Below are 25,718 nucleotides of genomic sequence, written 5' to 3'. Positions count from 1 at the left end.
ACTGGCTATCAGTGCGCTGATGTGTCTTACATGTTTTGTTGGCTGCGGAAAAAGTGAAGACCTTACAAAGGTCAAAGTGAGTGAAGTCGCTCGTTCTCTTTTCTACGCTCCGCAGTATGCGGCAATAAACAAAGGTTACTTCAAAGATGAAGGACTCGATATCGAACTTACCACCGCTCAAGGTGCAGACAAAGTTACGGCGGCTGTTTTAAGCGGAGACAGTGATATCGGATTCTGCGGACCGGAAGCTACTATTTATGTCAAACAGGGCGGAGAAAAAGATTATCCTGTAAACTTTGCTCAAATAACAAAGAGAGACGGTTCTTTCTTGGTTGGAAGAAAAGATGATGCCAAATCATTCAAATATTCCGATTTAAAAGGAAAACATATCATTGCAGGCAGAGCAGGCGGTGTACCTGAAATGACTCTTGAATATGTTTTGAAGAAAAACGGTCTTGACCTCAAAAAAGATGTAAAAATGGATACTTCTATTCAGTTTGCTGCAATGGCAGGTACATTCGTCGGAGGTACGGGAGATTATGTAGCATTATTCGAACCTAGCGCAACGGAAGTTGAAGCTAATAAACAAGGTTATGTACTTAAATCAATCGGAGAAGAAAGCGGTGAAGTCCCATATACTGTTTACAACGCTAAAAAGAGTTTCATAAAGGATAACCCTGAGATTATCCAGAAATTTACAAATGCGGTTCAAAAAGGACTTGATTACGTTCAAACTGCAAGCAGCGAAGAAATAGCCGATCAAATCAAAGATTTCTTCCCTGATAACGATAAAGAAACACTGGTTAAAGTAATAGACAGATATAAAGACATAGATGCTTGGAAAGATACTCCGGTACTCACAAAAGATTCTTTTGACAGACTTCAGGAAATCATGAGCGAAGCGGGTCAATTGGATAAAAAAGCGGATTATAAAGATTTAGTAAACACTACATTTGCACAAAAAGCAAAATAGATTATAAGGAGTAGATATTATGAGAAAGCCTATAGTAGAAATTAATGATTTAGTTAAGAATTTTCATACTAAAAAAAGTGTAGTTACGGCAGTAGAAGGGTTTTCTCTAGATGTATATGAAGGTGAGTTTATCGCACTCGTAGGACCTAGCGGGTGCGGAAAAAGTACAATTCTATCAATGCTTTCAGGATTGATCGAACCAAGCGGGGGCTACTTTGAATATAAAAAAGAAGATCCCAGTATTGGATATATGCTTCAGCAAGACCAGCTTTTTTCCTTTAGGACTATATTAGACAATGCTCTTTTGGGGCTTGAAATAAGGGGTAAGGGGAAAATAGATGATGAAGACAGAGAATATGTTTTGGGGCTTTTAAATATGTATGGGCTTGAAAGTTTCATGCATGCATACCCAAGGCAGCTATCCGGAGGGATGAGACAAAGAGTAGCTTTAATCAGAACACTTGCACTTAAACCAGATATACTATTATTAGATGAACCATTCTCGGCACTCGATTATCAGACAAGGCTTGCGGTAAGTGAGGATATAAGCCTCGCAATAAGAAAAAGCCATAAGACCGCTATCCTAGTCACTCATGATTTATCGGAGGCAATATCTTTGGCAGACAGGGTTATCGTAGTTTCTTCGAGACCTGCAAAAGTCAAAAATATATATGATATCAACCTTTCAATCGATTCTTTATCGCCCGTCGAAAGACGTAAGGCTAAAGAGTTTTCGGATTATTATGATAAGATTTGGAGGGATTTAGATGTGCATATATAATGAATTAAAAGAGAAAGAACATGAGCAGTTCCTAAGAAAACAGAAAAAGGAAAGGTTCATAGTTAGTTTTTCTAGGATAGGTATCCTGGTTTTATTTCTTGTTTTATGGGAAGCAGCAGCCAGACTTGGATGGATCAATCAATTTATTACTTCCTCTCCAAGCAGAGTATTTGAAACTATAGTGGATTTAATAAAGACCCACAGTCTATATAACCACTTATTCGTAACGACATTCGAAACCGTCGCCGGATTTACTCTCGGAACGGTGTTCGGGACCATAATAGCAATGATGCTATGGTGGAGCGAAAGGCTCGCAAAGATTTTGGATCCTTATTTGGTAGTGCTCAATGCACTTCCTAAAGTAGCTCTCGGTCCTGTTATAATCGTATGGGCAGGAGCAGGAATGGGTTCTATTTTGATTATGACCCTTGCAATTTCCATAGTTGCTACAATAATAGGAGTATATTCCGGATTTATGCAGGCAAGCGAAGAAAAGATAATTTTACTGAGGACATTCAATGCCAGTAAAATGCAGATTTTCACCAAAGCAGTTTTTCCTTCAAGCATAAAAAATATTATTAATGCTTTGAAGATAAATGTCGGTCTTTCATGGGTTGGCGTTATAATGGGTGAATTCCTTGTCAGCAAAGCGGGGCTCGGATATTTGATAGTATACGGTTCTCAGGTATTCAATCTTGACCTGGTAATGGCAGGAGTCGTTATATTATCTGTGGTTGCGGGACTTATGTATTTCCTAGTTTCATATTTGGAGAAAAAAGTTGTGAAATATGATTAAAAATATATTGAAAAATTTTCATGTTTCGTATATAATGTTAATAACTTAATACAAGTTTTGGAAGAGATTATAAGAGAAACCATAACACGAGCACATTGTAAATGTGTTATTATGTTATGGTTTTTTTATATAATATACAGTAATTATATAAAGAGAGGTACATATAATATGGCTAATGTTACAATACTTGGCGCCGGTGCAATGGGCAGTGCCCTAACCACACCGCTTAGAAAGAACGGACACGATGTAAATTTATGGGGGACTCATCTTGATACTAAAATCATAGACCAGCTGAAAAAAGACGGGACTCATATTAAGCACAAATGCAAACTTGCTCAGGGGATAAATTATTTCTATAATGAAGAACTTGAGGAGGCTATGAAAGATGCCGACCTTGTTATCATGGGGATAACCAGTGACGGGCTTGCAAGTGTATTTAAAAAAGCTATACCTTATTTAAAAGAAGGTATGGTAGTGGGAAGTGTGGCAAAAGGGTTTGAATATGATTTAAAAGATAAGGATAAAGTAATAATCCTTCCAGATATATTGGAAGAGCTGCTTCCAAAAAATTTAGCAGGTAAAATTCCTTTCGTCTTTGTCGGGGGACCTTGTAAGGCTGTTGAAGTCGTTTGGGAATGTCCTAACTCAGTGGATTATGCAAGTAAGGACTTAGAAGCTGCAAAATATATGAGAAGCCTTCTGGTAACGGATAAATACAATGTAGGTATATCAAGCGATGTCATAGGACTTGAAATCTGTGCGGCAATGAAGAATGCTTATTCTATAGGACTGGGTATGGCAGAAGGTTTTAAAGAGCTTGACGGAAAGCTTAACAATAACTGTAAAGCGGCACTGTTTACTTTTGCGGTAGCTGAAATGGGTGTTCTTACAAAAGCAATGGGCGGAAGCTATTCTTCCGTTATCGGTCAGCCGGGAGTAGGGGATTTGGAAATCACATGTGAAGCGGGAAGAAACAGGATACTCGGAGAAGTGTGCGGGGGCGGAATGCCGGGAACGAAAGCCATAAAGAAAATGCGAGACGAAGATATAACCGTTGAAGGTTACAATGCAATAAAATTTGCATGGCAGCTAATTCCTCAGCTGGAAGAAAAGGGTGTTTTAAACAGAAGTAAACTTCCGTTCCTTCAAGCTCTTTATGAAATACTTTTTGAAGATAAAAACGCATATGACACAATAGTTAAAGTCATGAATAAATGTACCGGATTTGATTACGAATAAAAGGAGAGATTAGATGAAAAAAATAGCAGTAGGAGCCGATGCTGTCGGTTTACTATTAAAAGATGAAATAGTATCTTATTTGAAAGATGAAGGATACGAAGTTACGGACCTTGGTGTAAAAGATGAAAGCGACAAGACTTTCTATGCTAATATTGCCGAAAAGGTTGCTTTGGCTGTAAGGGACGAAGATTACGACAGAGGTCTTTTGTTCTGCGGTACAGGGATTGGTATGAGTATTGCCGCAAATAAAGTTCCGGGAGTATTCGCTACTGTTTGTCATGACCCATATTCTGCGGAAAGGGCAAGCTTAAGCAACAATGCTAAAATTATTACTATGGGATACAGGGTAATAGGAAAAGAAACCGCAAAGGTTGTTTTGAAACACTGGCTTGATAATGACTTTGTAGAGGGCTGTAAGAGTCAAAGCAATGTGGATGAAGTAACAAAGCTTGACGAAAAATATAAAGGCTGATTATTTCCAAATAATTATATATGTTTACCATTTTTCCATAAAAGGACCGCTTCAATATAAAGCGGTCCTTTTACATTTTTATATATCTTCGTATTCATTGAATATTGGGCTGTCAAAGAATTCTGATAATGGGATATTTAAGCCTAGACAAATATGATACACCGTTTTCAAACCCGGATTTTGACTCTTGCCTTTCTTTATACTGTAAATAGTTGATGGCGGCATACCACAAATATTTGCCATCGAATTGATAGTCATATGATTTTCCTCACATAATTCTTTGATTCTGTCTGTTACTGCTTTCCTTAAATTCATGAATAAATCCTCCTTAAAAATAATATTGATATCGAAGTTTGTATGTACATTTCTGGGATTGGAGGATATAAAAATATATCTATAATAATAGTATTTTTTACGACAGAATGTGTGTGATATATCGCAAACTTAACAAATTATTACTATTTTTTTAAGAAAAATCAATTTATAATCTATTTTATTTCTAAATATTCGGTTAAATTTGTATTTTGGTTTCATTTACGGTATTATTAATGATATTTTTAAAAAAATAAATATAGAGAGAAACAAAATGAAAAAGAAGTTGACCATTGGGATTATTTGTACGGTAGTCTGTGAAACGATATTCGGACTCAGTTATTTATTTACGAAACATATAACGTTATCTTTTTCTCCTCTTGATGTTTTAAGCTGGAGATTTATGATTGCCTTTATCGGCATAAACCTATGCTTATTATTTAAGATAATAAAAGTAGATTTTAAGGGTAAAGATCTAAAACCTATATTAATGACCGCCTTGTTTTGTCCTGTCCTTTATTTTACTTCTGAGACTTTCGGTATAGATCTTACTACCGCTTGTGAAAGCGGGACGATAATAGCGAGCATACCTATTGTTACCTTATTATGTTCAGCACTTATTTTAAAGGAAAAACCAAGTAAAAACCAGATAGTCGGTATAGGTATTACTTTCACCGGCGTCATCATTACCGTTATAGTAAAAGGTTTGGATGCTTCCTTTGACATCTTCGGTTACATAATGCTTTTTATGGCTGTTTTGTCTTACAGCCTATACTCTGTATTTTGCAAAAAAGCATCTAATTTTACAAGTATCGAAAAGACTTACATAATGATAACCATGGGTTTTGTTTTCTTTGGTCTTATCAGCACGGGTGAGCATTTGTTAAAAGGTACTTTTAATGAATTCATAATGTTTCCTTTTTATAGTCGTGATTTTTTGATTACAGTATTATATTTGGGGCTTGGTGCTTCAATAATCGCATTTCTCCTTTCCAATACCGCTATCGAATTTCTCGGTACCAATAAGACTGCTTCTTTCGTCGGGCTTTCTACCGTCGTTTCTATTTTAAGCGGTATAGTTATACTCTCCGAAAGTTTTACATTTCTTCAGCTCATTGGCAGCATTTTGGTCCTCTTAGGTTTATATGTTTCCAATATGAAACTAAAACAAAAAAAAGAGGCATAACGCCTCTTATTATTTTACCGCTTCTTTTTTACTGATAAAATCTTTTATTGTTTCTTTTGACGCTATTTCCAAAGAAAAATCCAAGTCTTTGTTTTTTACGTCAATACCTTTTTTATCGGCTATATCAATGATTATTTCCTGAGTCATCCAAGGGTTTTTAATGAATACCGGTCCCAAAGCATTTGTGTAAATAAGATTGTTTCTTCTTGCTCCTTCTTTATGTTCTCTGTCATTTCCGTATCCGTAAGTGACATTTCCGAAGGGAGTTATATCTGTATTAAATTTTATATTTATGGAATTTATCTGACAAGATATTATTTCCATTTCCTGTCCGTTTATGTCTGCATTGAATGTAAGATCATCTCCGTATATAGAGCTTCTTTCCTCTGCTGTCATATCGAAGATACCGAGACCTTCTTTTTTGTTTCCGTTTTCGAATACTATATCTTTTGCCAGTATCGCTCCCGTAGTCCCGATAGTAAATAAGTACTTATTATCTTCTATATACTTTTCAAGCTCATCTCTTTGTTTACTAAACGCATTTATGATAGTATCCATTACTTTCAGTTCGCCGGGAGATAAAAGGATTATATCAAATTTGTCGAAGTCTATTTTTTCACTGATACTGTCTATCCTTGTAGTTATTAGTTCGATACCCATTTCTCCTGCTATTTTTTCAAAAGCAAGGACGTTCCCTCTGTCGCCGTGTAGGTTTAATATATCCGGATATAGGTAAGCTAAATTTATTTCTTTTCCCATTTTTCTCTCCTATAAATTGTTTTTCTTAACGTAGTTTTTGATGTCTATAAATGTTTCAAGCCATGTTATCAAGTATACATTTTTACATCCCGCTTTATCCACTTCTTCAAGTATCTTTTCAACATTATCCGTGTTTAAAACAGCTATATTTTCTTTATCAACACCTTCGTATACAAATCTGTTTGCCGTATCGTAGCATACGTATTTAGAAAAGGCGATGTATTTTTTTATATTTGAATTTACCAGTTCATGAAAGTTACAATCGTAAGCATAAAATGTATTTGTATAGTGAGGCGGTTCGTCTTTGATTATGCAAAGTCCCAAAATGAAAGTCTTTTCCTCTTTGTCATTTGCCACCACGTCTATTGCAGACTGAAGAGTTTCGGGATTTTCCTGCTTTATCCTTATATATTTAAGCTCTTTATCTTTGTATTTTATAGTCTCAATTCTTCCGCCTATATTTATAAAGGTGTTGAAAGAATGCTGCATTTGTTCTTTTGTAATCCCCAGTGTATCTCCGAGAGCGATAACAAGCGCATAGTTATACATCATGAAAGGAACGTTGTAAGGCATTTTGAATGTTGTCCCGTCGTACGTGAAAGTTGCGTTTTCGAAATCCACATCTTTCATTTGATATTTAGGTGAATTTTCACTTTTAAATCCGCAGTTTGTGCAGTTAAAATCACCTACGTTGTCTACGTTATAATAATTGAAATTGATTTTATGGTTGCATTTAGGACAAGGCATCGTGACCCCAAGTCTGTCTTCATCCACAACAGACCTTACATTTTTATCTACGCTGTAGTAAGTGATCGTATCGGCACTGTCTTCAAAAGATTTGCTTCTCGGTTCTTCGTTATTTAGGTATAAATGCATATCCTCTTTGACTACATCTTTTATCTTCCTTAAGATAAAGTCGGGGTCCGCATTCCTGTGTACCTGGTCTTTTTGAAGATTTGTTATCACCAAGTGTTTTGCAGGGATAACTCTGTGTATATTTTTAAGAGACCTTTCATCTATTTCAAATACGAAGTATTCGGGTTTAAGCTTTCCTGTTATTGTGGAATTTTTAATAAGTGTCGTCGTTATACCCGCAATCAGGTTTGCTCCTTCCAGGTTTGAAGCGACACTGAAATCATTTGATTTAAGTACGTGATGTATCAAATTCGTCGTGGTGGATTTTCCGTTGGTCCCCGTTACGAAAATCACCTTATCATAATCTATATTTTTAAATCCCAGCGGGAATTTTTTATTAAGTTTCAAAGCGATTTTTCCCGGTAAATCGGTTCCCCTGCTTTTATCAATAATGTTTATTAAGAATATTATTAATTTTGATATTATCATATCGATGTAAAACATATTACTTACCTCTTTTTTTAATATTTATCATGGTAAAATATTGTATCATAACTGTAAAAAAAAGTATAGTCATAATTAATTTGTCTGAAAATTTTAATATTTACTGTTGAGTTACCACGAATAAATGCTTACATTTAGTTTCGTGCTGAAAATAAAAATAAGTATTTTTACGTTTTAAAGCTTATTTTCTTTGACAAAAGAAACTTTATAAAGTATAATTACGGTATAGAAATATAAAAAGGAAAAGGACATTATATGAACAAGTTAGAATATACATTATCAAACATATTTTTACATTTCTTTTATTATCTTTTTTACCTAATACCCGTAAATAACAGGAAGATAACATTTTCCACTCCGAGAAATACAAAACCGGACGGAAATATAAAATATATATATAGGGCACTTAGAGACAAAAGAGACGATTTAAAGTTTGTTTTTTTATTTGATAAATACGATTATTCACTCAAAGGAAAGATTTTATACCTTTTAAGACTTGTAAAGGGTGTATATCATCTTGCGACTTCAAGAGTATTTATAGTAGATAATGCTTATTTTCCCGTTCATGTAATAAAACATAAAAAAAGAACCGTAGTAATTCAGGTTTGGCATGCTGCCGGAGCGATGAAAAAATTCGGTAATGATGTTGAAATCGAAGAAGAAGCCGTTGAAGATAAGTTCAGACATAAAAATTATGACTACTGTATCATGGGAAGTGATTTTTCAAAGAAACATTATGCCACTGCATTCGGTATGGACGAAGAAAAGGTCTTGGTGCTTGGAAGTGCCAGAACGGATCTATTCTTCAAAGAAGATGTTTTAAACAGAGTCAGAAATGAATTTTACGAAAAATATCCTGATCTTAAGAGTAAAAAAATCATTCTCTATGCTCCTACCTTCAGAGGCAGAGGAAACGAAAAAGATACGAAGCTTCATTTGAACGTCGAAAAAATGAAAAAAGAGCTTGAAGGTTTGGGATATGTCTTTTTATATAAACCTCATTTGAATGCTAAATCCGAAGATAATAAAGATGATGATTTCATAAAGTATTTGGATAAGGAAGATGTTTTAAATAAGGTAATGCCTGTATGTGATATATTCATTACGGATTATTCTTCTGCGGTAATAGAGTATTCCATATTAAAAAAACCTCTTATACTTTATGTATACGATTTGGAAGAATATATCGATTCTCCCGGATTTTATCAGGATTTTAAAACTGAGATGATAGGAGAGCAGGTAAAAAAGACAGACGATGTGATAAAGATTATAAAAGAAAATGATTTTGATTTAAGCGGTTATGATAAATTTATAAATACTCATTATAAATATTTGGACGGAAACAGTTCCGATAGGATAGCAGATTATATTATTAAAAACTTTATAGATAAAAAATAGTAAACAACTATTTGAAATAACTTTATTATGAGGAGGTAAAGTATGGCAACCGGTGTTATTATGCCCAGACAGGGGCAGTCAGTCGAAAGCTGTATTATCACAAAATGGAACGTGAAAAAAGGTGACAGCGTAAATGAAGGAGATGTTTTATTTGAATATGAAACGGATAAAGCTGCCTTTGAAGAAGAAGCTAAAGTGAGCGGTACGGTTTTGGAAATTTTAGCTGAAGAGGGGGACGACGTACCTTGTTTAGACACAGTATGTGTGATCGGCAATGAAGGAGAGGACATCAGTGAATTTTTAAGTGCTTCATCGGGAAGTGAAGAGGAAAACGAAGCAAATGAAGAAGTTAAGGAAGAAAAAGAAGAAGTAGCTATAGTATCTACCGGCAGGGGAGATGAAGAAAAAATTTCTCCGAGAGCAAAGATGATGGCGGAAGAAAAAAATCTTGATTTGTCTAAAGCAGTACCTACGGGACCTGACGGCAGGATAATAGAACGAGATGTTTTAACTCTTGCTAAAAACGGATTTAAGATAGTAAAAGGTGAAGATAAAAAAGAGGTTTGTGACGCCGTCGATGTAAACGTTGCAAATAATGCAGAAATTGCTGAATATGAAGATATCAAACATTCCAACGTAAGAAAAGTTATCGCAAAATCAATGCATGCTTCGCTTACAAGTATGGCTCAGCTTACTTTCAACAGGTCCTTTGACGCAACGGCTATGATGTCTTACAGGAAGTCATTAAAGAAAAGCAGTGAAGCGATGGGGCTTGTGAATATAACTATCAACGATATCATAATGTATGCAGTTTCTAGGACTTTACTCGATCATAAGAGTTTCAACGCCCATTATGATGATGAAAAATTAAGAGTGTTTAATGATGTAAACTTAGGTATGGCTGTGGATACACCTAGGGGACTTCTCGTTCCGACTATATTTGGTGCAAACAATATGTCATTAAACGAGATATCTATAAGAGCCAAAGAACTCGGTTCTATGGCGGGAGAAGGAAAGATAAGTCCCGATTTGCTTACGGGAGCAAGCTTTACGGTAAGTAATCTCGGTTCGTTCGGTATAGAAAGTTTTACACCTATAGTAAATCCTCCGCAAACGGGTATACTCGGTGTATGCGGACTTACGGATAAGGTAAAAGTGGTGGATGGAAATATCGTTGCTTATAAATCCATGAACTTATCACTTACTTGTGACCACAGAGCCGTTGACGGAGCCGATGCTGCAAGGTTACTCAAAGACTTATGCGAAAACTTGGAAAACTTTAGTGCATTACTTGCAAAATAGGAGGAAATATTTTTATGTATGATGTAATCGTTATTGGTGCAGGTCCGGGCGGATACCTCGCTGCCGAAAGAGCTGCTGAGGGCGGAAAGAAAACTCTTTTGATAGAAAAGGAACATATCGGCGGTGTATGTCTAAACGAAGGATGTATACCCACAAAGACCTTATTATATTCAGCCAAGCTATATGACGGAGCTCTTCACGGGGAAAAGTACGGAGTCAAAGCTGAGAAAATAAGTATAGACCACGAAGCAGTGGTTAAAAGAAAAGATAAAGTGATAAAGACTTTGGTCGGTGGAGTATCAGTGGCTCTTAAATCCAAAAAAGTAGAAGTAATAATGGGAAGTGCCGTAATAAAAGGCAAAAAGGACGGCAAAGTACAAGTCGAAGTAAACGGAGAAATAAAGGAAAGTACATATCTTATAATCGCCAGCGGTTCGGACAGTGTAAAACCTCCTATACTGGGAGTGGCAGAAGGGCTTGAAAGCGGATTTGTACTTACCAATAAGGAAGTTTTGAAGCTTGAAGTTCCTCCTAAAAAATTCGTAGTGATAGGCGGAGGAGTTATAGGTCTTGAAATGGCAAGTTATTTCAACAGTATCGGAAGTAAAGTAACCGTAGTTGAAATGCTCGATAAAATTGCGGGACCGACCGATTCTAAAGTTTCTGAAATCTTAAAGAAAGAATACGAAAAAAAAGGTATTACATTTAATTTAAGTTCAAGAGTGATTAAGCTTGATAATGAATACGTATATTTTGAAAAGGACGGAAAAGAAGAAAAAGTAAATGCGGATAAAGTACTTCTTTCAATAGGAAGAAGAGCAAATACCGCAGGTCTCGGGCTTGAAAGTTTAAATATATATATAGAACGCGGATGTATAAAAGTAGACGAAAAACAGGAAACGAATGCGGCAAACGTTTATGCAGTGGGCGACTGTGTAGGCGGGATAATGCTTGCTCATACGGCTTACAGAGAAGCTGAAGTTGCTGTAAATAACATCCTCGGCAAAAAGGACAGGATGAAGTATAACGCAGTGCCGAGCGTAATATATACAAATCCCGAAATAGCCTCTGTGGGAGAGAGCGAAGAAAGCGCAAAAGAAAAGGGAATGGATGTAATAGTTCGAGAACTTCCTATGCAGTATTCGGGAAGATATGTTGCGGAAAACGAAGGCGGCAGCGGTATCATAAGAATAGTCGTAGATAAGAAATGGAATACGCTTGTGGGTGTACATATGATAGCAAATTATGCAAGCGAACTCATACTCGGCGCCGTGACTATGGTAGAAAGCCAGATGAGTATAGATGAAATCAAGAAGATAATATTCCCTCATCCAAGCGTAGGCGAAATTATAAGAGAAGCGATATTTACTTTATAAGGAGAGTTAAAAATGACTAAAAGCATATTTGTAGACCCTAATGAAATGAGAAAAAAGGGCGAAATAAAGTTTGAAAATATAAAAGTTAACGAGTATCAAAAGAAAGTTAAAGATGTTACAGATGAATTCTCTAAAGATGATTTTAAGAGGATTTACAGAGATATGTGGTACATAAGAGAGTTTGAAACGATGCTCAATTTAATAAAGACCACGAACAGCTATGAGGGTATGGAATATAATAACCCGGGACCAGCTCATCTTGCAATAGGTCAGGAAGCGGCTTATGTAGGTCAGGCTTACGACCTTACAATAGACGATTTTTCTTTCGGTTCTCACCGTGCCCACGGAGAAGTTTTGGCTAAAGGTCTTTCCGCAATAGAAAAATTAAGCGATGAAGAACTTATTAAAATCATGGAAGAATTCGATGAAGGAAAGATATATAAGATAATAAAAGAAAATACGGATATTGATGACGTAAAAGAAATAGCAAGAGACTTTTATCTCTATGGTTTCCTTGCTGAAATATTTGCAAAAGAAACGGGATTTTCAAAAGGTCTCGGCGGTTCGATGCATGCTTACTTCCTGCCTTTCGGACTTTATCCCAACAATGCCATAGTAGGAGGTTCCGCTCCTATAGCTACCGGTGCGGCACTATTTAAAAGAGCCAACAAGAAAAAAGGTATAGTAATTTCCAACTGCGGAGACGGAGCAATCGGCTGCGGTCCCGTATATGAATCCATGAACTTTGCGAGTATGGATCAGCTAAGAGCTTTATGGGAAGACGGATATAACGGCGGACTTCCTATAATATACAATGTATTCAACAACAGCTACGGAATGGGCGGTCAGACCAAAGGCGAAACCATGGCTTATGATATGGTGGCAAGGCTTGGTGCGGGAGTTACTCCTAACCAAATGCACGCAGAAAGAGTAGACGGATATAATCCTCTTGCAGTAATAGACGCGTACAGAAGAAAGAGAAAGATAGTGGAAGACGGCGAAGGTCCCGTTCTGCTTGAAGTGATTACATACAGGTTTACCGGACATTCTCCTTCAGACGCTTCTACTTACAGGACAAAAGAAGAAGTTGCCGCTTGGGAAGCTCAGGATTCAATAATCGATTTCGGAAATCAAATGATCGAAGCAGGTATATGCGACGAAAAGGATTTAAAAGATATCGAACTAAAAGTAAGAGAAGATATCAAAAAAGCCGTTAAACTTTCCATCGACCCTGAAATCTCTCCTAGAATGGATCTTGATAATCATCCGGAACTTATGGAAAACATCATGTTCAGCGATGAAAAAATAGTAAACAGAGATGAAAGCAGGACTCCGGAGGTAAATCTTGAAGATAATCCTAGAGTAAATGCTATATCAAGAAAAGTAAGGTCTGCTTATGATAAAGACGGAAAAGCTGTGTCCAAGAATAAGACATTCCAAATCAGAGACGGATTATTCGAAGCCATACTGGAAGGATACAAAAACGACTCTACATTAATAGCATACGGAGAAGAGTGCCGTGACTGGGGCGGAGCATTTGCCGTATACAGAGGTCTTACGGAAGCTCTCCCTTATCACAGACTGTTCAACTCTCCTATTTCGGAAGCAGCCATAGCCGGCACCGCGGTAGGTTACGCAATGGCGGGAGGAAGAGTCATAGCTGAACTTATGTATGCTGATTTCATCGGAAGATGCGGAGACGAAGTATTCAATCAAATGGCTAAATGGCATGCCATGAGTGCGGGGGTACTTAAGATACCAGTAATATTAAGGCTTCCTGTAGGTAATAAATACGGTGCTCAGCATTCTCAGGACTGGAGCGGACTTTGTACGCATATACCGGGACTTAAAGTGGTTTATCCTAACACACCTTATGATGCAAAGGGGCTTATGAATGCGGCTCTTAGAGGAACCGACCCTGTAATATTCGTTGAAAGTCAAAAGATGTACGATAAAGGCGAAGAATTTGAAGCAGAAGTTCCCGAAGGATATTATGAAGTTGAATTCGGCGAACCTAGTATAAAGAGAAAAGGAACCGATGTGACTATACTTACGATAGGACCTACATTATATACCGCAATAGAAGCTGCTGATAAACTCAGTGAATATGGTATAAGCGCGGAAGTAATTGACGCAAGAAGTCTCGTTCCTTTCAACTATGAAGTCGTTATTGAATCCGTTAAGAAGACGGGTAAAATAATCCTTGCTTCCGATGCGGTAACGAGAGGTTCACATCTTCAGGATATGGCAAGCAACATAACCAGGCTTGCATTCGATTACTTAGACGGACCTCCTGTAGTAGTGGGAGCTAAGAACTGGATAACACCTGCGCATGAACTCGACCATACATTCTTCCCTCAGCCTGAGTGGATAGTAGACGCATTTCATGAAAATATAATGCCAATACCCGGATATTCACCATCTCATAACTTCACTGATACAGAACTTATCAGAGAAAGCAAACTCGGCGTATAATACTAAATAATTTTATTTATCCCTTCCTTTATAATATGAGGAGGGGATGTTCATATTTCGGGGCACTACGCCTGCTAACGCAGATTCCGCGCCCCTTACTTCTCTTTTAACATCGAATTTATATTTTATTCTTTATTTTACATAAAATTAAAAACCTAAAAACATTGAAAAAAATTGTGATATATTGTAAAATTTAGCGTATTTCTTTTATTATAAAACACACTATGTGACACATGTTATATTAAAATTTATTTAAGAGAAATTGTCTAATTTATAACAGGATTTTATAGTTTTTTATATAAAAAAGTATAAAAAGACTAATTACTTTTTATAAAAATGTGGTATTATTAAATAATACATAAAAAGTTATAAAATTTTTAATATTATTACATGATTTGGAGTAAAAGATGATAAAAAGAGTATTTATAGGTAAAAAAGATGGATTTGACACTTCAGGTGCAAATTTGCTGTCAGACTTAAAAGTAAATCTTAATATATCGGGTTTAGTCAAACTCAGTATATTCAATCGTTATGACTTACTTGCGGACAGTGAGGAACATTTTGATAACCTTGTTAAAAATGTTCTAAGCGAAGTAAATGTAGATGATGTATTTATTGATGAACTACCTAGTTTTGACGGAGCTAAGATTTTCGGTGTTGAATATCTTCCCGGACAGTACGACCAAAGAGCAGATTCTGCAGAACAATGTGCAAATCTTATAATGTCAAATAAAGATTTAAAAATCAAAAATGCAAGGATATATGTACTTGAGGGAGATATAACAGACAAAGACTTAGATGAAATAAAGAATTATCTTATAAATCCAGTTGATTCAAGGGAAGTTGACGTAAACAGTAAGATAGATTTAAGCGAAGAAGAAGTAGAAGTTAAAAAGACTCCGATAATAGAAGGATTTACAGACGGAGATGAATATTATTTAAATAACCTTTTGAATGAAATGGGTCTTGCCATGGATATAAATGACCTAAAACTCATTCAGGAATACTTCAAAAACGACGAAAAGAGAAATCCGACTTTGACGGAAATCAGAGTTCTTGATACATACTGGTCGGATCACTGCCGACATACTACTTTCTCAACTCATTTAAATGATATTCAAATCGAAGAAGGCGGAGTAAACGATGAAATAAGATCGGTTTATGATGAATACTTATCCCTTAGAGATAAATTATATGCTGGAAAAAATAAACCTGTTACACTAATGGATATGGCTGTGATAGGTACAAAAGAAATAAAGGACAGAGGACTTGTTCCCGACCTTGAAGAAAGCGACGAAATCAACGCATGCAGTATTAGAGCCAAAGTTGATGTTGACGGTAAAGACGAAAAATACCTAATCATGTTCAAGAACGAAACACATAATCACCCTACGGAAATAGAGCCTTTCGGGGGTGCCGCAACTTGTCTCGGCGGGGCTATCAGAGACCCGCTTTCCGGAAGAGCTTATGTTTACCAGTCTATGAGAGTAACGGGAAGTGCGGATCCTACCGTTCCTTACGATAAGACTTTAAAGGGTAAACTTTCTCAAAGAAAGATAACTACAGGGGCATGCCACGGTTTTTCTTCTTACGGAAACCAAATAGGACTTCAAACAGGACAAGTCAAAGAATATTATCATCCGAATTATGTAGCAAAGAGAATGGAAGTCGGGGCTGTTATAGCTGCGGCTAAAGAAGAAAACGTAAAAAGACTTACTTCCGACCCGGGAGACGTTATAATCCTCGTTGGAGGAAGAACGGGACGAGACGGTATCGGCGGCGCCAGCGGTTCATCAAAAGAACATACCGAGAAATCAGTACTTACTGCCGGAAGTGAAGTTCAAAAGGGTAATCCTATAGAAGAAAGAAAACTTCAAAGACTGTTTAGGACAGATGAAGTTGCGAAGATGATAAAAAAATGTAACGACTTCGGAGCAGGCGGCGTAAGTGTTGCAGTAGGAGAGCTTGCAGACAGTTTGAATATAAATCTCGACAGTGTTCTTAAAAAATATGACGGACTGGACGCTACGGAAATCGCAATAAGCGAGTCTCAGGAAAGAATGGCTGTCGTAATCGCAAAAGAAGATAAAGATAAATTTATCGAAGCCGCTAAAAAGGAAAACCTTGAAGCGGTACAGGTCGCTACGGTTACGGACGACGGAAATATCGTAATGACAAAAGACGGCGAAGAAGTACTTAAAATCAAGAGAAGCTTTGTGGATACTAACGGAGCAAGCAAGAATGCTTCGATAAAAGTTGGAAAAACTTCCGATGAAATAACTTCTTTAGCTGATAAAAACAAATCTCATAAAGAAAACTTTATAAACATACTCACAAATCACAATGTTTGTTCTCAAAAGGGTCTTGTCGAATATTTTGACAACACTATCGGAGCAAACAATGTTTTGATGCCTTACGGCGGTAAATATATGCTAAGCGAAGTGGACGGAATGGTTTCAAAAGTTCCTCTTGAAAAGGGCGATACCACTACGGCTACGGTTATGACCAACGGTTTCGACCCTGAGCTTTTAAGTGAAAATCCATATATAGGTGCGGTTTATGCGGTGCTTTCTTCTGTATCGAAAGCTGTAAGCATTGGTGCCGATTATAAGAAACTCAGACTTTCATTCCAGGAATATTTTGAAAGACTAAGAAAAGACCCAACAAGATGGGCTAAACCTTTCATAGCACTTCTCGGTGCTTTAAAAGTTCAGCTTGAACTTAATACTCCCGCAATAGGCGGGAAAGACAGTATGTCGGGTTCATTCGAAGATATAGACGTCCCTCCTACACTTATTTCATTTGCGGTCGGTGTCGTGGATGCAAATAAAGTCGTAAGCAGTGATTTTAAAAATGCAGGTAATAATGTATATGTAATAAAAATAGATAAAACCGAAAACAATACTCCAAACTACGACAGCGTGAGAAGTGCCTTTGATTTGGTTCATAAGTTGATAGATGAGGGAAAAGTCAAAGCAAGCAAATCCGTTACCGTCGGAGGAGCATGCGAAGCTGTATCAAAGATGTGCTTCGGTAATAAAATAGGTTTTGAATTCACAGATAGTGATTATGATATTTATGCTAAAAACTACGGTGACATAATAATCGAAACAAGCGAAAAATTAAGTGACAAGAATGCTGTTTTACTGGGTAAAACAATAGAAGAAAGAATTATCAGGGTAGGAAATGAAGAATTAGACCTTGATAACTTGATAGAAAAATGGGAAAATCCTCTAACCGGTGTATTCCCAATCGACAGCGGTGTTGAAACAGAAGCTAAAGAAATCAAATATACAAAGGGAAGCATAATCACAAGAAAGACGAGTATTGCTTCTCCGAAAGTCCTCGTTCCCGTATTCCCGGGTAACAACTGTGAATACGATACGGCAAAAGCTTTTAATGAAGCAGGGGCTGAAAGCGATATATTCGTATTTAAAAATAAAACTCAAAATGATATCGAAGATTCCGTAAAAGAACTTGAAAGAAGAATAAAAAGCTCACAAATGATAGCTCTTCCGGGAGGTTTCTCTGCGGGAGACGAGCCTGACGGTTCGGCTAAATTCATTGTAAGCGTATTTAAAAACGAGAGAATAAAAGACGCGGTAATGGAGCTTCTTAAAAACCGCGACGGGCTTATGCTCGGTATCTGTAACGGCTTCCAAGCTCTTATAAAGACGGGTCTTGTTCCTTACGGAGAAATAAGGGATTTGGACGAAACAAGCCCTACCCTTACATTCAACTTAACGAATAGACATATTGCGAATATTTCTTATATAAAAGTAGCTTCAAACTTATCTCCGTGGTTCAAAAACGTAAATGTAGGCGATACTTTTATAAATCCTATCTCACACGGAGAAGGAAGGTTTGTATGTAACGATGAAGTACTAAAAACGCTTATAGATAACGGACAGGTTGCAACTCAGTACGTAGACGCAGACGGAAACTTATCCTCTTCTCCTAGAGTAAACCAGAACGGAAGCGTGTGTGCCGTTGAAGGTATAACATCTCCCGACGGAAGGATTTTAGGTAAAATGGGACATAGTGAAAGAAAAGGTACAAACCTTTATAAAAATATATATGGTGAAATGGAACAAAACATATTCTATAGCGGTGTTGAATATTTTAAGTAAAAGGAGAGAAAAATGGGTAAAGTAGCAGTTATTATGGGAAGCGACTCCGATCTTGGAGTAGTTGAAAAAGGTTTAAAAGTATTAAAGAATTTCGGTGTTGAATATGAAGCGAGAGTCATCTCCGCACATAGGACTCCGAAACAGGCAGAAGATTTTGCGAGGAATGCAAAGGAAAACGGATTTGATGTTATCATTGCGGCGGCAGGTAAAGCCGCACATCTAGGCGGTGTCTTGGCGGCGATGACCACACTTCCGGTTATCGGTATACCGATAAAGACATCGTTGATGGGCGGTATGGATTCACTTCTCAGCATAGTTCAAATGCCTAAAGGTATCCCTGTTGCAACGGTAGCGGTGGACGGTGCCGAAAATGCGGCTCTTTTAGCTATTCAAATGATCGCCCTAAAAGATAAAGACTTGGAAAAGAAGCTTGAAGATTACAAAGTAACAATGGAAAAAGAAGTTGTTGAAAAAGACAGAAAGTTACAAGAAAGAATTTAAGGAGAGTATTTAAAATGGAAAAATTAGAAATGTTATACGAAGGAAAAGCTAAAAAAGTATTCAAGACCGACAAGAAAGATGAATATATCATTGAATATAAAGATGATGCAACAGCATTCAACGGGAAGAAAAAAGATACTATTTCAAATAAAGGTGTAGTAAATAATAAAATGACAAGTATCATATTCGGTATGCTTGAAGAAAAAGGTGTCCCTACACACTTTATTAAAATGCTTGACGATACACATCAGCTTGTAAAAGCAGTTGAAATCGTGCCTGTTGAAGTAATCATAAGAAATGTTGCTGCGGGTTCTATCTGTAAAAACCTTGGTCTCACAGAAGGAATGGAGCTTGACCCTACAGTATTCGAATTCTGTTATAAAGAAGATAAATACGACGATCCTTTAATCAATGACTATCATGTACTTGCAATGGGTCTTGCTACAAAAGAAGAAATCGAAACTATCAAAGATTATACTTTTAAAATCAATGAACTTCTAAAAGAATTCTTTATGAAGAGCAACCTAAAACTTATCGATTTTAAAATCGAATTCGGAAGATATAACGGACAAATCGTTTTAGCTGACGAAATCTCTCCTGATACTTGCAGACTTTGGGATAAAGATACAAACAGAAAAATGGACAAAGACAGATTTAGAAGAGACCTTGGTGATGTTGAAGAAACATATAAAGAAGTTTTGGACAGAATAAGTAAATAATTGGTTTTAATCTTTAATACTTATAAAAAATAAGGAGAAATAACTTTGTATCAATCAGATAAATTTAAAGATGAATGCGGTGTAATGGGTGTACTTCAGGATACCCCCGAAAATACTGCGGCATATGTATATTTGGGACTTTACGCTCTTCAGCACAGAGGACAGGAAAGCTGCGGTATAGCAGTAAACAACGATACCGAAATCACTCAGCACAGAGGAATGGGGCTTGTTGGAGATGTATTCACATCCGAAGAGTTAAGGAAGCAAAAAGGCGATATTGCCATAGGGCATGTAAGGTATTCCACGGCAGGGGACAGCGATATCAAAAACGCTCAGCCTCTTACGGTAAACTGCAAAGACTGGCAGATAGCCCTTGCTCATAACGGCAACCTTGTAAATGCCGACGCAATAAAAAATATGCTTCAGGACGACGGTGTAATATTCATGACCAGTTCGGATACCGAAGTTATCGCAAACTTGATTGCGAGAAACTATAAATTCGGTATAGTAGAGGCTCTTAAAAGAGTAGGACAAATAGTTAAAGGTGCATATGCTCTCGTCCTTACTATGGGTGATATGCTTATCGGCGTGAGGGATCCTTACGGACTAAGACCCTTATGCTTAGGTCAGCTTGATAACGGCGGTTACGCTCTAGCCAGTGAATCTTGTGCCCTCGACGCTATAAACGCAAAGTTTGTAAGAGACGTTGAACCGGGAGAAATAATCGTTATAAGCGATAAGAATATAGAAAGCTACAAAATTGAAAGCTGGGCTAAACCGAGAAGATGTATATTCGAACTCGTGTACTTTGCAAGACCGGACAGTTTGATCGACGGCGATGAAGTTCATGAATCCAGAGCCAGAGCTGGAAAACTCCTTGCAAAGGTAGACGAAGGCAAGATAAATGCGGATGTTGTAATGGCGGTTCCCGACAGCGGAGTTTCCGCTGCGATAGGATATGCGGAAGAGTCCGGTATTCCTTACGGTGTAGGTCTTATCAAAAACAGATATATCGGAAGGACTTTTATTCAGCCTACTCAGTCTATGCGTGAAGAAGGTGTCGATATAAAGCTAAATGTTTTAAGGTCAAACGTTGAAGGAAAAAGCGTAGTTTTGATAGACGACTCTATAGTCAGAGGTACTACTTCAAAGAGGATAGTCGATAAACTTAAAAAAGCCGGTGCGAAAGAAGTCCACTTCAGAGTTGCTTCTCCTCCGACATCTTATAGCTGTTTCTTCGGTATAGATACACCGAACAGAGATAAGCTCATTTCTTCCAAACTATCTATGGAAGAAATCAAAGATTTTATAGGTGCGGATTCTTTATATTATTTAACGATAGATGAACTTAAGCAAACGGTTGCCGATTTTGATAAAGGTTACTGTATGGCATGTTTCAACGGAGATTATCCTATGGAAGTGCCTTTTAAAGAAGAACAGGTAAGGAGCAGTAAATAAAGTGGAAAAATTAACATATAAAAACAGCGGTGTGGATAAAGAAGCCGGTTATGAAAGTGTTGAACTTATAAAAAAACACGTTAAGGAAACGTTCAGTGAATATGTACTTACCGGTCTTGGAAGCTTCGGAGGAGCGGTTGAGCTTCCCGAAGGATATAAAAAACCGGTACTTATAAGCGGTACCGACGGTGTAGGTACAAAACTCGTGCTTGCTCATAAGCAGGATATTCACGATACTGTGGGTATCGACCTTGTGGCAATGTGTGTCAACGATATTTTATGTCACGGTGCAAGACCTTTATTCTTCCTTGATTATATAGCCTGCGGGAAAAACTTCCCCGAAAAAATCGAAGCTATAGTCAAAGGTGTAAGCGAAGGCTGCAAACAGGGTGAATGCGCATTGGTAGGTGGTGAAACCGCGGAAATGCCGGGAATGTATAAAGAAGAAGATTATGACCTTGCGGGTTTTTGCGTAGGTGTTGTGGACAAGGATAAATTTATCTCGGGCAAAAATATAAAAGCCGGTGATAAAATCATCGGACTTCCTTCCAGCGGTCCTCACAGCAACGGATATTCGCTATTAAGAAAGCTCTTCTTTGATATAAAAGGCTATGAAGTGGATACTTACGTTGAAAGTCTCGGCACTACCATAGGAAAAGCACTTTTGACTCCTACAAAGATTTATGTAAAGAGTATACTTCCTTTGCTTGATAAAGTAGATATCAAAGGTATGTGTCATATCACAGGCGGTGGATTTGTCGAAAATATCCCTCGTGTCATCCCAGAGGGTCTTTGTGCTAAAATAGATACCAAAAAAGTAGATGTACTTCCTATATTTGATTTGATATCAAAAGAAGGCGAAATCGACAGAAAAGAAATGTTCTCCACTTTCAATATGGGTATCGGGTTTGCGGTAGTAGTTGATGACGAAGATGTCGATAAAACTGTTAAAGAACTTGAAAGTTTAGGTGAAAAACCGGTTGTATTCGGAGAAGTGACCAAAGGCGAGGAGAAGATCGAATTATGTCTTTAAAGAAAATCGCTGTTTTGATAAGCGGAGGCGGAAGTAATCTTCAAGCCGTAATAGATAAAGTACATAAAAAAGACGGGATCATAGATGTTGTGATTTCCGATGAAGATGACGCGTACGGACTAACAAGAGCCAAAAATGCAGATATCGATACTTTGGTTATAAATAATAAAAGCTATCCAACTAGAGAAGAATTTGCGGATAAAATAAAAGAGGAACTGTTAAAAAGAAATATCGACTTAATAGTTCTTGCAGGATTTATGAAAATCCTTCCTCCTTCATTTGCCAAAACATTTAAAAATAAGATAATCAATGTACACCCTTCTTTGATACCTTCTTTCTGCGGTAAGGGGTATTACGGGATAAAGGTACACGAAGCTGTACTTAACTACGGTGCAAAGATAACCGGAGCTACCGTTCATTTTGCCGATGAAGGAGCAGATACCGGACCCATAATAATCCAGGGCACCGTCCCTGTATTTACCGAAGATACTCCCGAAATATTACAAAAGAGAGTTTTGGAAGTTGAACACATGATTTTGCCTAAGGCGGTAAGTTTATTCTGTTTGGATAAGCTTGTGGTAAAAGGCAGGATAGTATATATTAAAGAATAAATCAGATTTTATTAAGGAGATATACCAATGATTAAAAGAGCACTTATAAGCGTTTCTGATAAGACGGGCATAGTAGATGTAGCAAGAGAACTCGAAGAAATGGGAGTAGAAATAATTTCTACGGGCGGAACGAAAAAAACTCTGGAAGAAGAAGGCATAAAAGTTATTTCCGTTGAAGATGTTACGGGTTTCCCCGAATGTTTGAACGGAAGAGTAAAGACTCTTCATCCCGGGGTTATGGCAGGTCTTCTCGCAAAAAGAGATAACGAAGAACATATGCAGCATTTATTTGATTTATCTATCGAACCTATAGATATGATAATTGTAAACTTATATCCTTTCAAGAATACAATTTTAAGAGAAGGCTGTACTTTTGAAGAAGCGATAGAAAATATAGATATCGGCGGACCTACGATGCTTAGAGCTGCCGCTAAAAATTTCCAAGATGTTGCTGTTGTGATAGACCCGAGTGATTACGATGTCGTTTTAGGTGAACTTAGAGAAAAAGGCGAAGTTTCTTACGATACAAAACTAAATTTAGCTAAAAAAGTATTTATGTCGACAAGTTATTATGATACATTAATAGCAAGTTATTTGAGAGAACAGGTGGGAGATGATTCTTATCCCGAAACTCTTACCCTTTGCTATGATAAAGCTCAGGACTTGAGATACGGAGAAAATCCTCATCAGGACGCCGTTTTTTATAAAGAAGTACGTCCTATGAAAGGTTCTCTTCCTCTTTCAAAACAGCTTCACGGTAAAGAGCTTTCTTATAATAACATCAACGACACCAACGGTGCACTTGAAATATTAAAGGAATACAGCGATGAACCGACCATAGTAGCGGTAAAACACGCAAATCCTTGCGGGATAGCTTCAGATGCTTCTATCGCAGTTGCATTTAAAAAATGTTATGAAGCGGATCCTCAGTCCATATTTGGTGGTATAATCGCTTCAAATGAAGAAATAGACGAAGAAACAGCTCTTCAAATCAGCAATATTTTTATTGAAGTAGTCGTTGCTCCAAGCTATACAGATGAAGCCTTAAAGATACTTACAAAGAAGAAAAATATAAGAATATTGCAGCTTGATGATATAAAACACAATCAGGAAGGCAAAGATATTAAGAAAGTTATGGGCGGGCTTCTTATGCAGGCAAGAGATACCAAGCTTTTAAGCGATGAATTAAAAGTGGTTACTAAAAGACAGCCTACGAATAAAGAAATGCAGGATTTGATTTTCTCATGGAAAGCAGTTAAGCATACGAAGTCTAATGCTATTTCAATAGCAAAAGATAAGATACTCGTTGCCAACGGTCCCGGTCAGGTAAGCAGGATATGGGCACTTGAAAATGCCGTTAAACAAGGCGGAGAAAGCGTAAAGGGAGCGGTCCTTGCATCCGATGCATTCTTCCCATTTGACGACTGTGTAAAAGCTGCTTATGAAGCAGGAATAACCGCTATAATTCAGCCCGGCGGTTCGATAAGAGATGAAGATTCTATAAAAGCTTGTAATGAATATGGTATTGCCATGGTATTTACAGGAGTTAGACATTTTAAACATTCATAAAAGGAGAAATTGAAATGAAAGTTTTAGTAGTTGGTTCCGGTGGCAGGGAACACGCATTAGTTTACAAATTAAAGCAAAGTCCATTGGTCACGGAGGTATTCTGTGCACCCGGTAATGCGGGGATAGCGAATATCGCGGAATGCGTAGATATCAAAGTTGACGACATAGACTCTCTTAAAGAGTTTGCCAAGACAAATGAAATAGGTCTTACCGTAATAGGTCCCGAACTTCCATTGGTCATGGGTATTGTGGATGAATTTGAAAAAGAAGGTCTTAAAGTTTTCGGTCCCAATAAGAAGTGCGCGGCTTTTGAAGGAAGCAAAGGGCTTACAAAGAGATTTTTGGAAAAATATAAAATACCTACAGCTAAATATTTGGAAGTCACCACATATGAAGAAGGTGTGAAAAACCTTGAAAACTTCGGTTTTCCTGTGGTTGTCAAAGCTGACGGGTTAGCTGCCGGCAAAGGCGTTATAATCTGCGAAAACAGGGAAATGGCTGTTAATGCTTTAAAAGACATTATGGTCGATAAAGTATTCGGAGATTCCGGAAACAGTGTCGTTATCGAAGAATTTTTAACGGGAACCGAACTTTCCACACTTTGTTTCGTTGACGGCAATAAAATAATCCCTATGGAAAGTGCAAGGGATTATAAGCCTGCCTACGATAATGATGAAGGTCTAAATACCGGTGGTATGGGCAACTATTCTCCAAACAAGATTTTTGACGATAAACTAAATGCAAAAGTCAGGACAAAGATTTTAGACCCTATCATAAAAGGATTTAAAAGCGAAGAACTGGACTATAAAGGTGTGCTTTTCATTGGTCTTATGGTTGAAAACGGAGAACCTAAAGTCCTTGAATTCAATGTTCGTTTCGGCGACCCGGAAACACAAGTCGTAATGTTAAGACTTGAAAGCGACCTTGCGAATATCATGCTCAATACCGCAGACGGTATCCTTGAAGAAGACGATATCGTATGGTCTGATGAATCTTCTGTCTGTGTGGTTATGGTTTCCGGAGGATATCCTGAAAGCTATGAAAACGGAAAAGTAATAAGCGGACTTGATAAAGTAAGCGAAGATGTTATAGTATTCCATGCAGGAACGAAAAGAGAAGGCGAAGATATCGTTACAAACGGAGGCAGAGTCCTTAACATTTGTGCAGTAGGTGAAACCTTGGATGAAGCGAGAGAAAAAGTATATAACGAAGTAAATAAGATTTCTTATGACGGAGCTTATTTCAGAAACGATATTGCAAGATAAAAAA

21 protein-coding genes are annotated in these 25,718 nt (G+C 37.3%); 18 read left to right on the top strand and 3 right to left on the bottom strand.

What is annotated here, in order from left to right:
- Positions 1-19: 19 nt before the first annotated feature.
- From Q0516_RS09710 to Q0516_RS09690, 5 genes are all read left to right on the top strand, one after another.
- Entirely contained in the window at positions 20-973 is a 954-nt protein-coding gene (locus Q0516_RS09710) for an ABC transporter substrate-binding protein (RefSeq protein WP_257480572.1), read from the top strand.
- A gap of 19 nt (positions 974-992) precedes the next feature.
- Entirely contained in the window at positions 993-1,754 is a 762-nt protein-coding gene (locus Q0516_RS09705) for an ABC transporter ATP-binding protein (RefSeq protein WP_294465322.1), read from the top strand.
- Positions 1,741-2,550 (top strand): ABC transporter permease, encoded by an 810-nt coding sequence (locus Q0516_RS09700; RefSeq protein WP_257480519.1) that lies wholly within the window; start codon positions 1,741-1,743, stop codon positions 2,548-2,550. The genes Q0516_RS09705 and Q0516_RS09700 overlap by 14 nt, the downstream gene beginning before the upstream one ends.
- A gap of 168 nt (positions 2,551-2,718) precedes the next feature.
- Positions 2,719-3,789, top strand: coding sequence for a 2-dehydropantoate 2-reductase N-terminal domain-containing protein (locus tag Q0516_RS09695; protein WP_294465316.1), 1,071 nt, complete (start codon positions 2,719-2,721; stop codon positions 3,787-3,789).
- Between the two features lie 13 nt (positions 3,790-3,802).
- Complete coding sequence (locus Q0516_RS09690) at positions 3,803-4,261, top strand: RpiB/LacA/LacB family sugar-phosphate isomerase (RefSeq protein WP_294465313.1); 459 nt, start codon at positions 3,803-3,805, stop codon at positions 4,259-4,261.
- 78 nt (positions 4,262-4,339) lie between these two features.
- Here the strand turns inward: Q0516_RS09690 and Q0516_RS09685 are convergent, their stop codons facing one another.
- Positions 4,340-4,576, bottom strand: coding sequence for a helix-turn-helix transcriptional regulator (locus Q0516_RS09685; protein ID WP_257480521.1), 237 nt, complete (start codon positions 4,574-4,576; stop codon positions 4,340-4,342).
- Between the two features lie 271 nt (positions 4,577-4,847).
- Here Q0516_RS09685 and Q0516_RS09680 point away from each other — a divergent pair, with 271 nt between their 5' ends.
- The gene (locus Q0516_RS09680) at positions 4,848-5,759 is read left to right on the top strand and encodes a DMT family transporter (RefSeq protein ID WP_294465310.1); all 912 of its coding nucleotides are present in this window, start codon (positions 4,848-4,850) and stop codon (positions 5,757-5,759) included.
- Positions 5,760-5,768: 9 nt separating this feature from the next.
- On the opposite strand, the gene Q0516_RS09675 is transcribed toward Q0516_RS09680, so the two are convergent.
- Together Q0516_RS09675 and Q0516_RS09670 are read right to left on the bottom strand one after the other, a co-directional pair.
- Positions 5,769-6,518 (bottom strand): hypothetical protein, encoded by a 750-nt coding sequence (locus tag Q0516_RS09675; RefSeq protein ID WP_294465307.1) that lies wholly within the window; start codon positions 6,516-6,518, stop codon positions 5,769-5,771.
- A gap of 9 nt (positions 6,519-6,527) precedes the next feature.
- Entirely contained in the window at positions 6,528-7,877 is a 1,350-nt protein-coding gene (locus tag Q0516_RS09670) for a Mur ligase family protein (protein WP_294465303.1), read from the bottom strand.
- 255 nt (positions 7,878-8,132) lie between these two features.
- On the opposite strand from Q0516_RS09670, the gene Q0516_RS09665 reads away from it, so the two are divergent.
- The 12 genes from Q0516_RS09665 to purD all read left to right on the top strand — a co-directional run bounded on the left by Q0516_RS09665 (position 8,133) and on the right by purD (position 25,714).
- Positions 8,133-9,275, top strand: coding sequence for a CDP-glycerol glycerophosphotransferase family protein (locus tag Q0516_RS09665; protein ID WP_294465300.1), 1,143 nt, complete (start codon positions 8,133-8,135; stop codon positions 9,273-9,275).
- Between the two features lie 42 nt (positions 9,276-9,317).
- Positions 9,318-10,577 (top strand): dihydrolipoamide acetyltransferase family protein, encoded by a 1,260-nt coding sequence (locus Q0516_RS09660; RefSeq protein ID WP_294465296.1) that lies wholly within the window; start codon positions 9,318-9,320, stop codon positions 10,575-10,577.
- A gap of 14 nt (positions 10,578-10,591) precedes the next feature.
- The gene (gene lpdA, locus Q0516_RS09655) at positions 10,592-11,953 is read left to right on the top strand and encodes a dihydrolipoyl dehydrogenase (RefSeq protein WP_294465294.1); all 1,362 of its coding nucleotides are present in this window, start codon (positions 10,592-10,594) and stop codon (positions 11,951-11,953) included.
- A gap of 12 nt (positions 11,954-11,965) precedes the next feature.
- On the top strand, positions 11,966-14,428 hold the full coding sequence (locus tag Q0516_RS09650) for a thiamine pyrophosphate-dependent enzyme (RefSeq protein ID WP_294465291.1): 2,463 nt from the start codon (positions 11,966-11,968) through the stop codon (positions 14,426-14,428).
- A 407-nt stretch (positions 14,429-14,835) separates the two neighbouring features.
- On the top strand, positions 14,836-18,558 hold the full coding sequence (locus Q0516_RS09645) for a phosphoribosylformylglycinamidine synthase (RefSeq protein ID WP_294465290.1): 3,723 nt from the start codon (positions 14,836-14,838) through the stop codon (positions 18,556-18,558).
- Positions 18,559-18,570: 12 nt separating this feature from the next.
- Entirely contained in the window at positions 18,571-19,059 is a 489-nt protein-coding gene (purE, locus tag Q0516_RS09640) for a 5-(carboxyamino)imidazole ribonucleotide mutase (protein WP_294465287.1), read from the top strand.
- Between the two features lie 14 nt (positions 19,060-19,073).
- Positions 19,074-19,778, top strand: a complete 705-nt coding sequence (gene purC / locus Q0516_RS09635) for a phosphoribosylaminoimidazolesuccinocarboxamide synthase (RefSeq protein WP_294465283.1) — start codon at positions 19,074-19,076, stop codon at positions 19,776-19,778.
- An 84-nt stretch (positions 19,779-19,862) separates the two neighbouring features.
- Positions 19,863-21,236 carry an amidophosphoribosyltransferase gene (gene purF / locus Q0516_RS09630; protein WP_242648114.1) on the top strand — a complete coding sequence of 458 codons (1,374 nt, stop codon included), beginning with the start codon at positions 19,863-19,865 and terminating at the stop codon, positions 21,234-21,236.
- Position 21,237: 1 nt separating this feature from the next.
- Positions 21,238-22,269, top strand: a complete 1,032-nt coding sequence (purM, locus tag Q0516_RS09625) for a phosphoribosylformylglycinamidine cyclo-ligase (protein WP_294465281.1) — start codon at positions 21,238-21,240, stop codon at positions 22,267-22,269.
- Complete coding sequence (gene purN, locus Q0516_RS09620) at positions 22,260-22,880, top strand: phosphoribosylglycinamide formyltransferase (protein ID WP_294465278.1); 621 nt, start codon at positions 22,260-22,262, stop codon at positions 22,878-22,880. Before purM ends, purN begins: the two co-directional genes overlap by 10 nt.
- A gap of 27 nt (positions 22,881-22,907) precedes the next feature.
- A complete protein-coding gene (gene purH, locus Q0516_RS09615) occupies positions 22,908-24,449 on the top strand; it encodes a bifunctional phosphoribosylaminoimidazolecarboxamide formyltransferase/IMP cyclohydrolase (RefSeq protein ID WP_294465275.1) in 1,542 nt (513 codons plus the stop codon).
- 14 nt (positions 24,450-24,463) lie between these two features.
- The gene (gene purD / locus Q0516_RS09610; protein WP_007049909.1) at positions 24,464-25,714 is read left to right on the top strand and encodes a phosphoribosylamine--glycine ligase; all 1,251 of its coding nucleotides are present in this window, start codon (positions 24,464-24,466) and stop codon (positions 25,712-25,714) included.
- Positions 25,715-25,718: the final 4 nt, after the last annotated feature.

It is taken from the genome of uncultured Anaerofustis sp. (genome assembly GCF_938029165.1).
GTDB lineage: Bacteria > Bacillota > Clostridia > Eubacteriales > Anaerofustaceae > Anaerofustis.
This window is presented reverse-complemented; position numbering and strand designations above follow the sequence as displayed.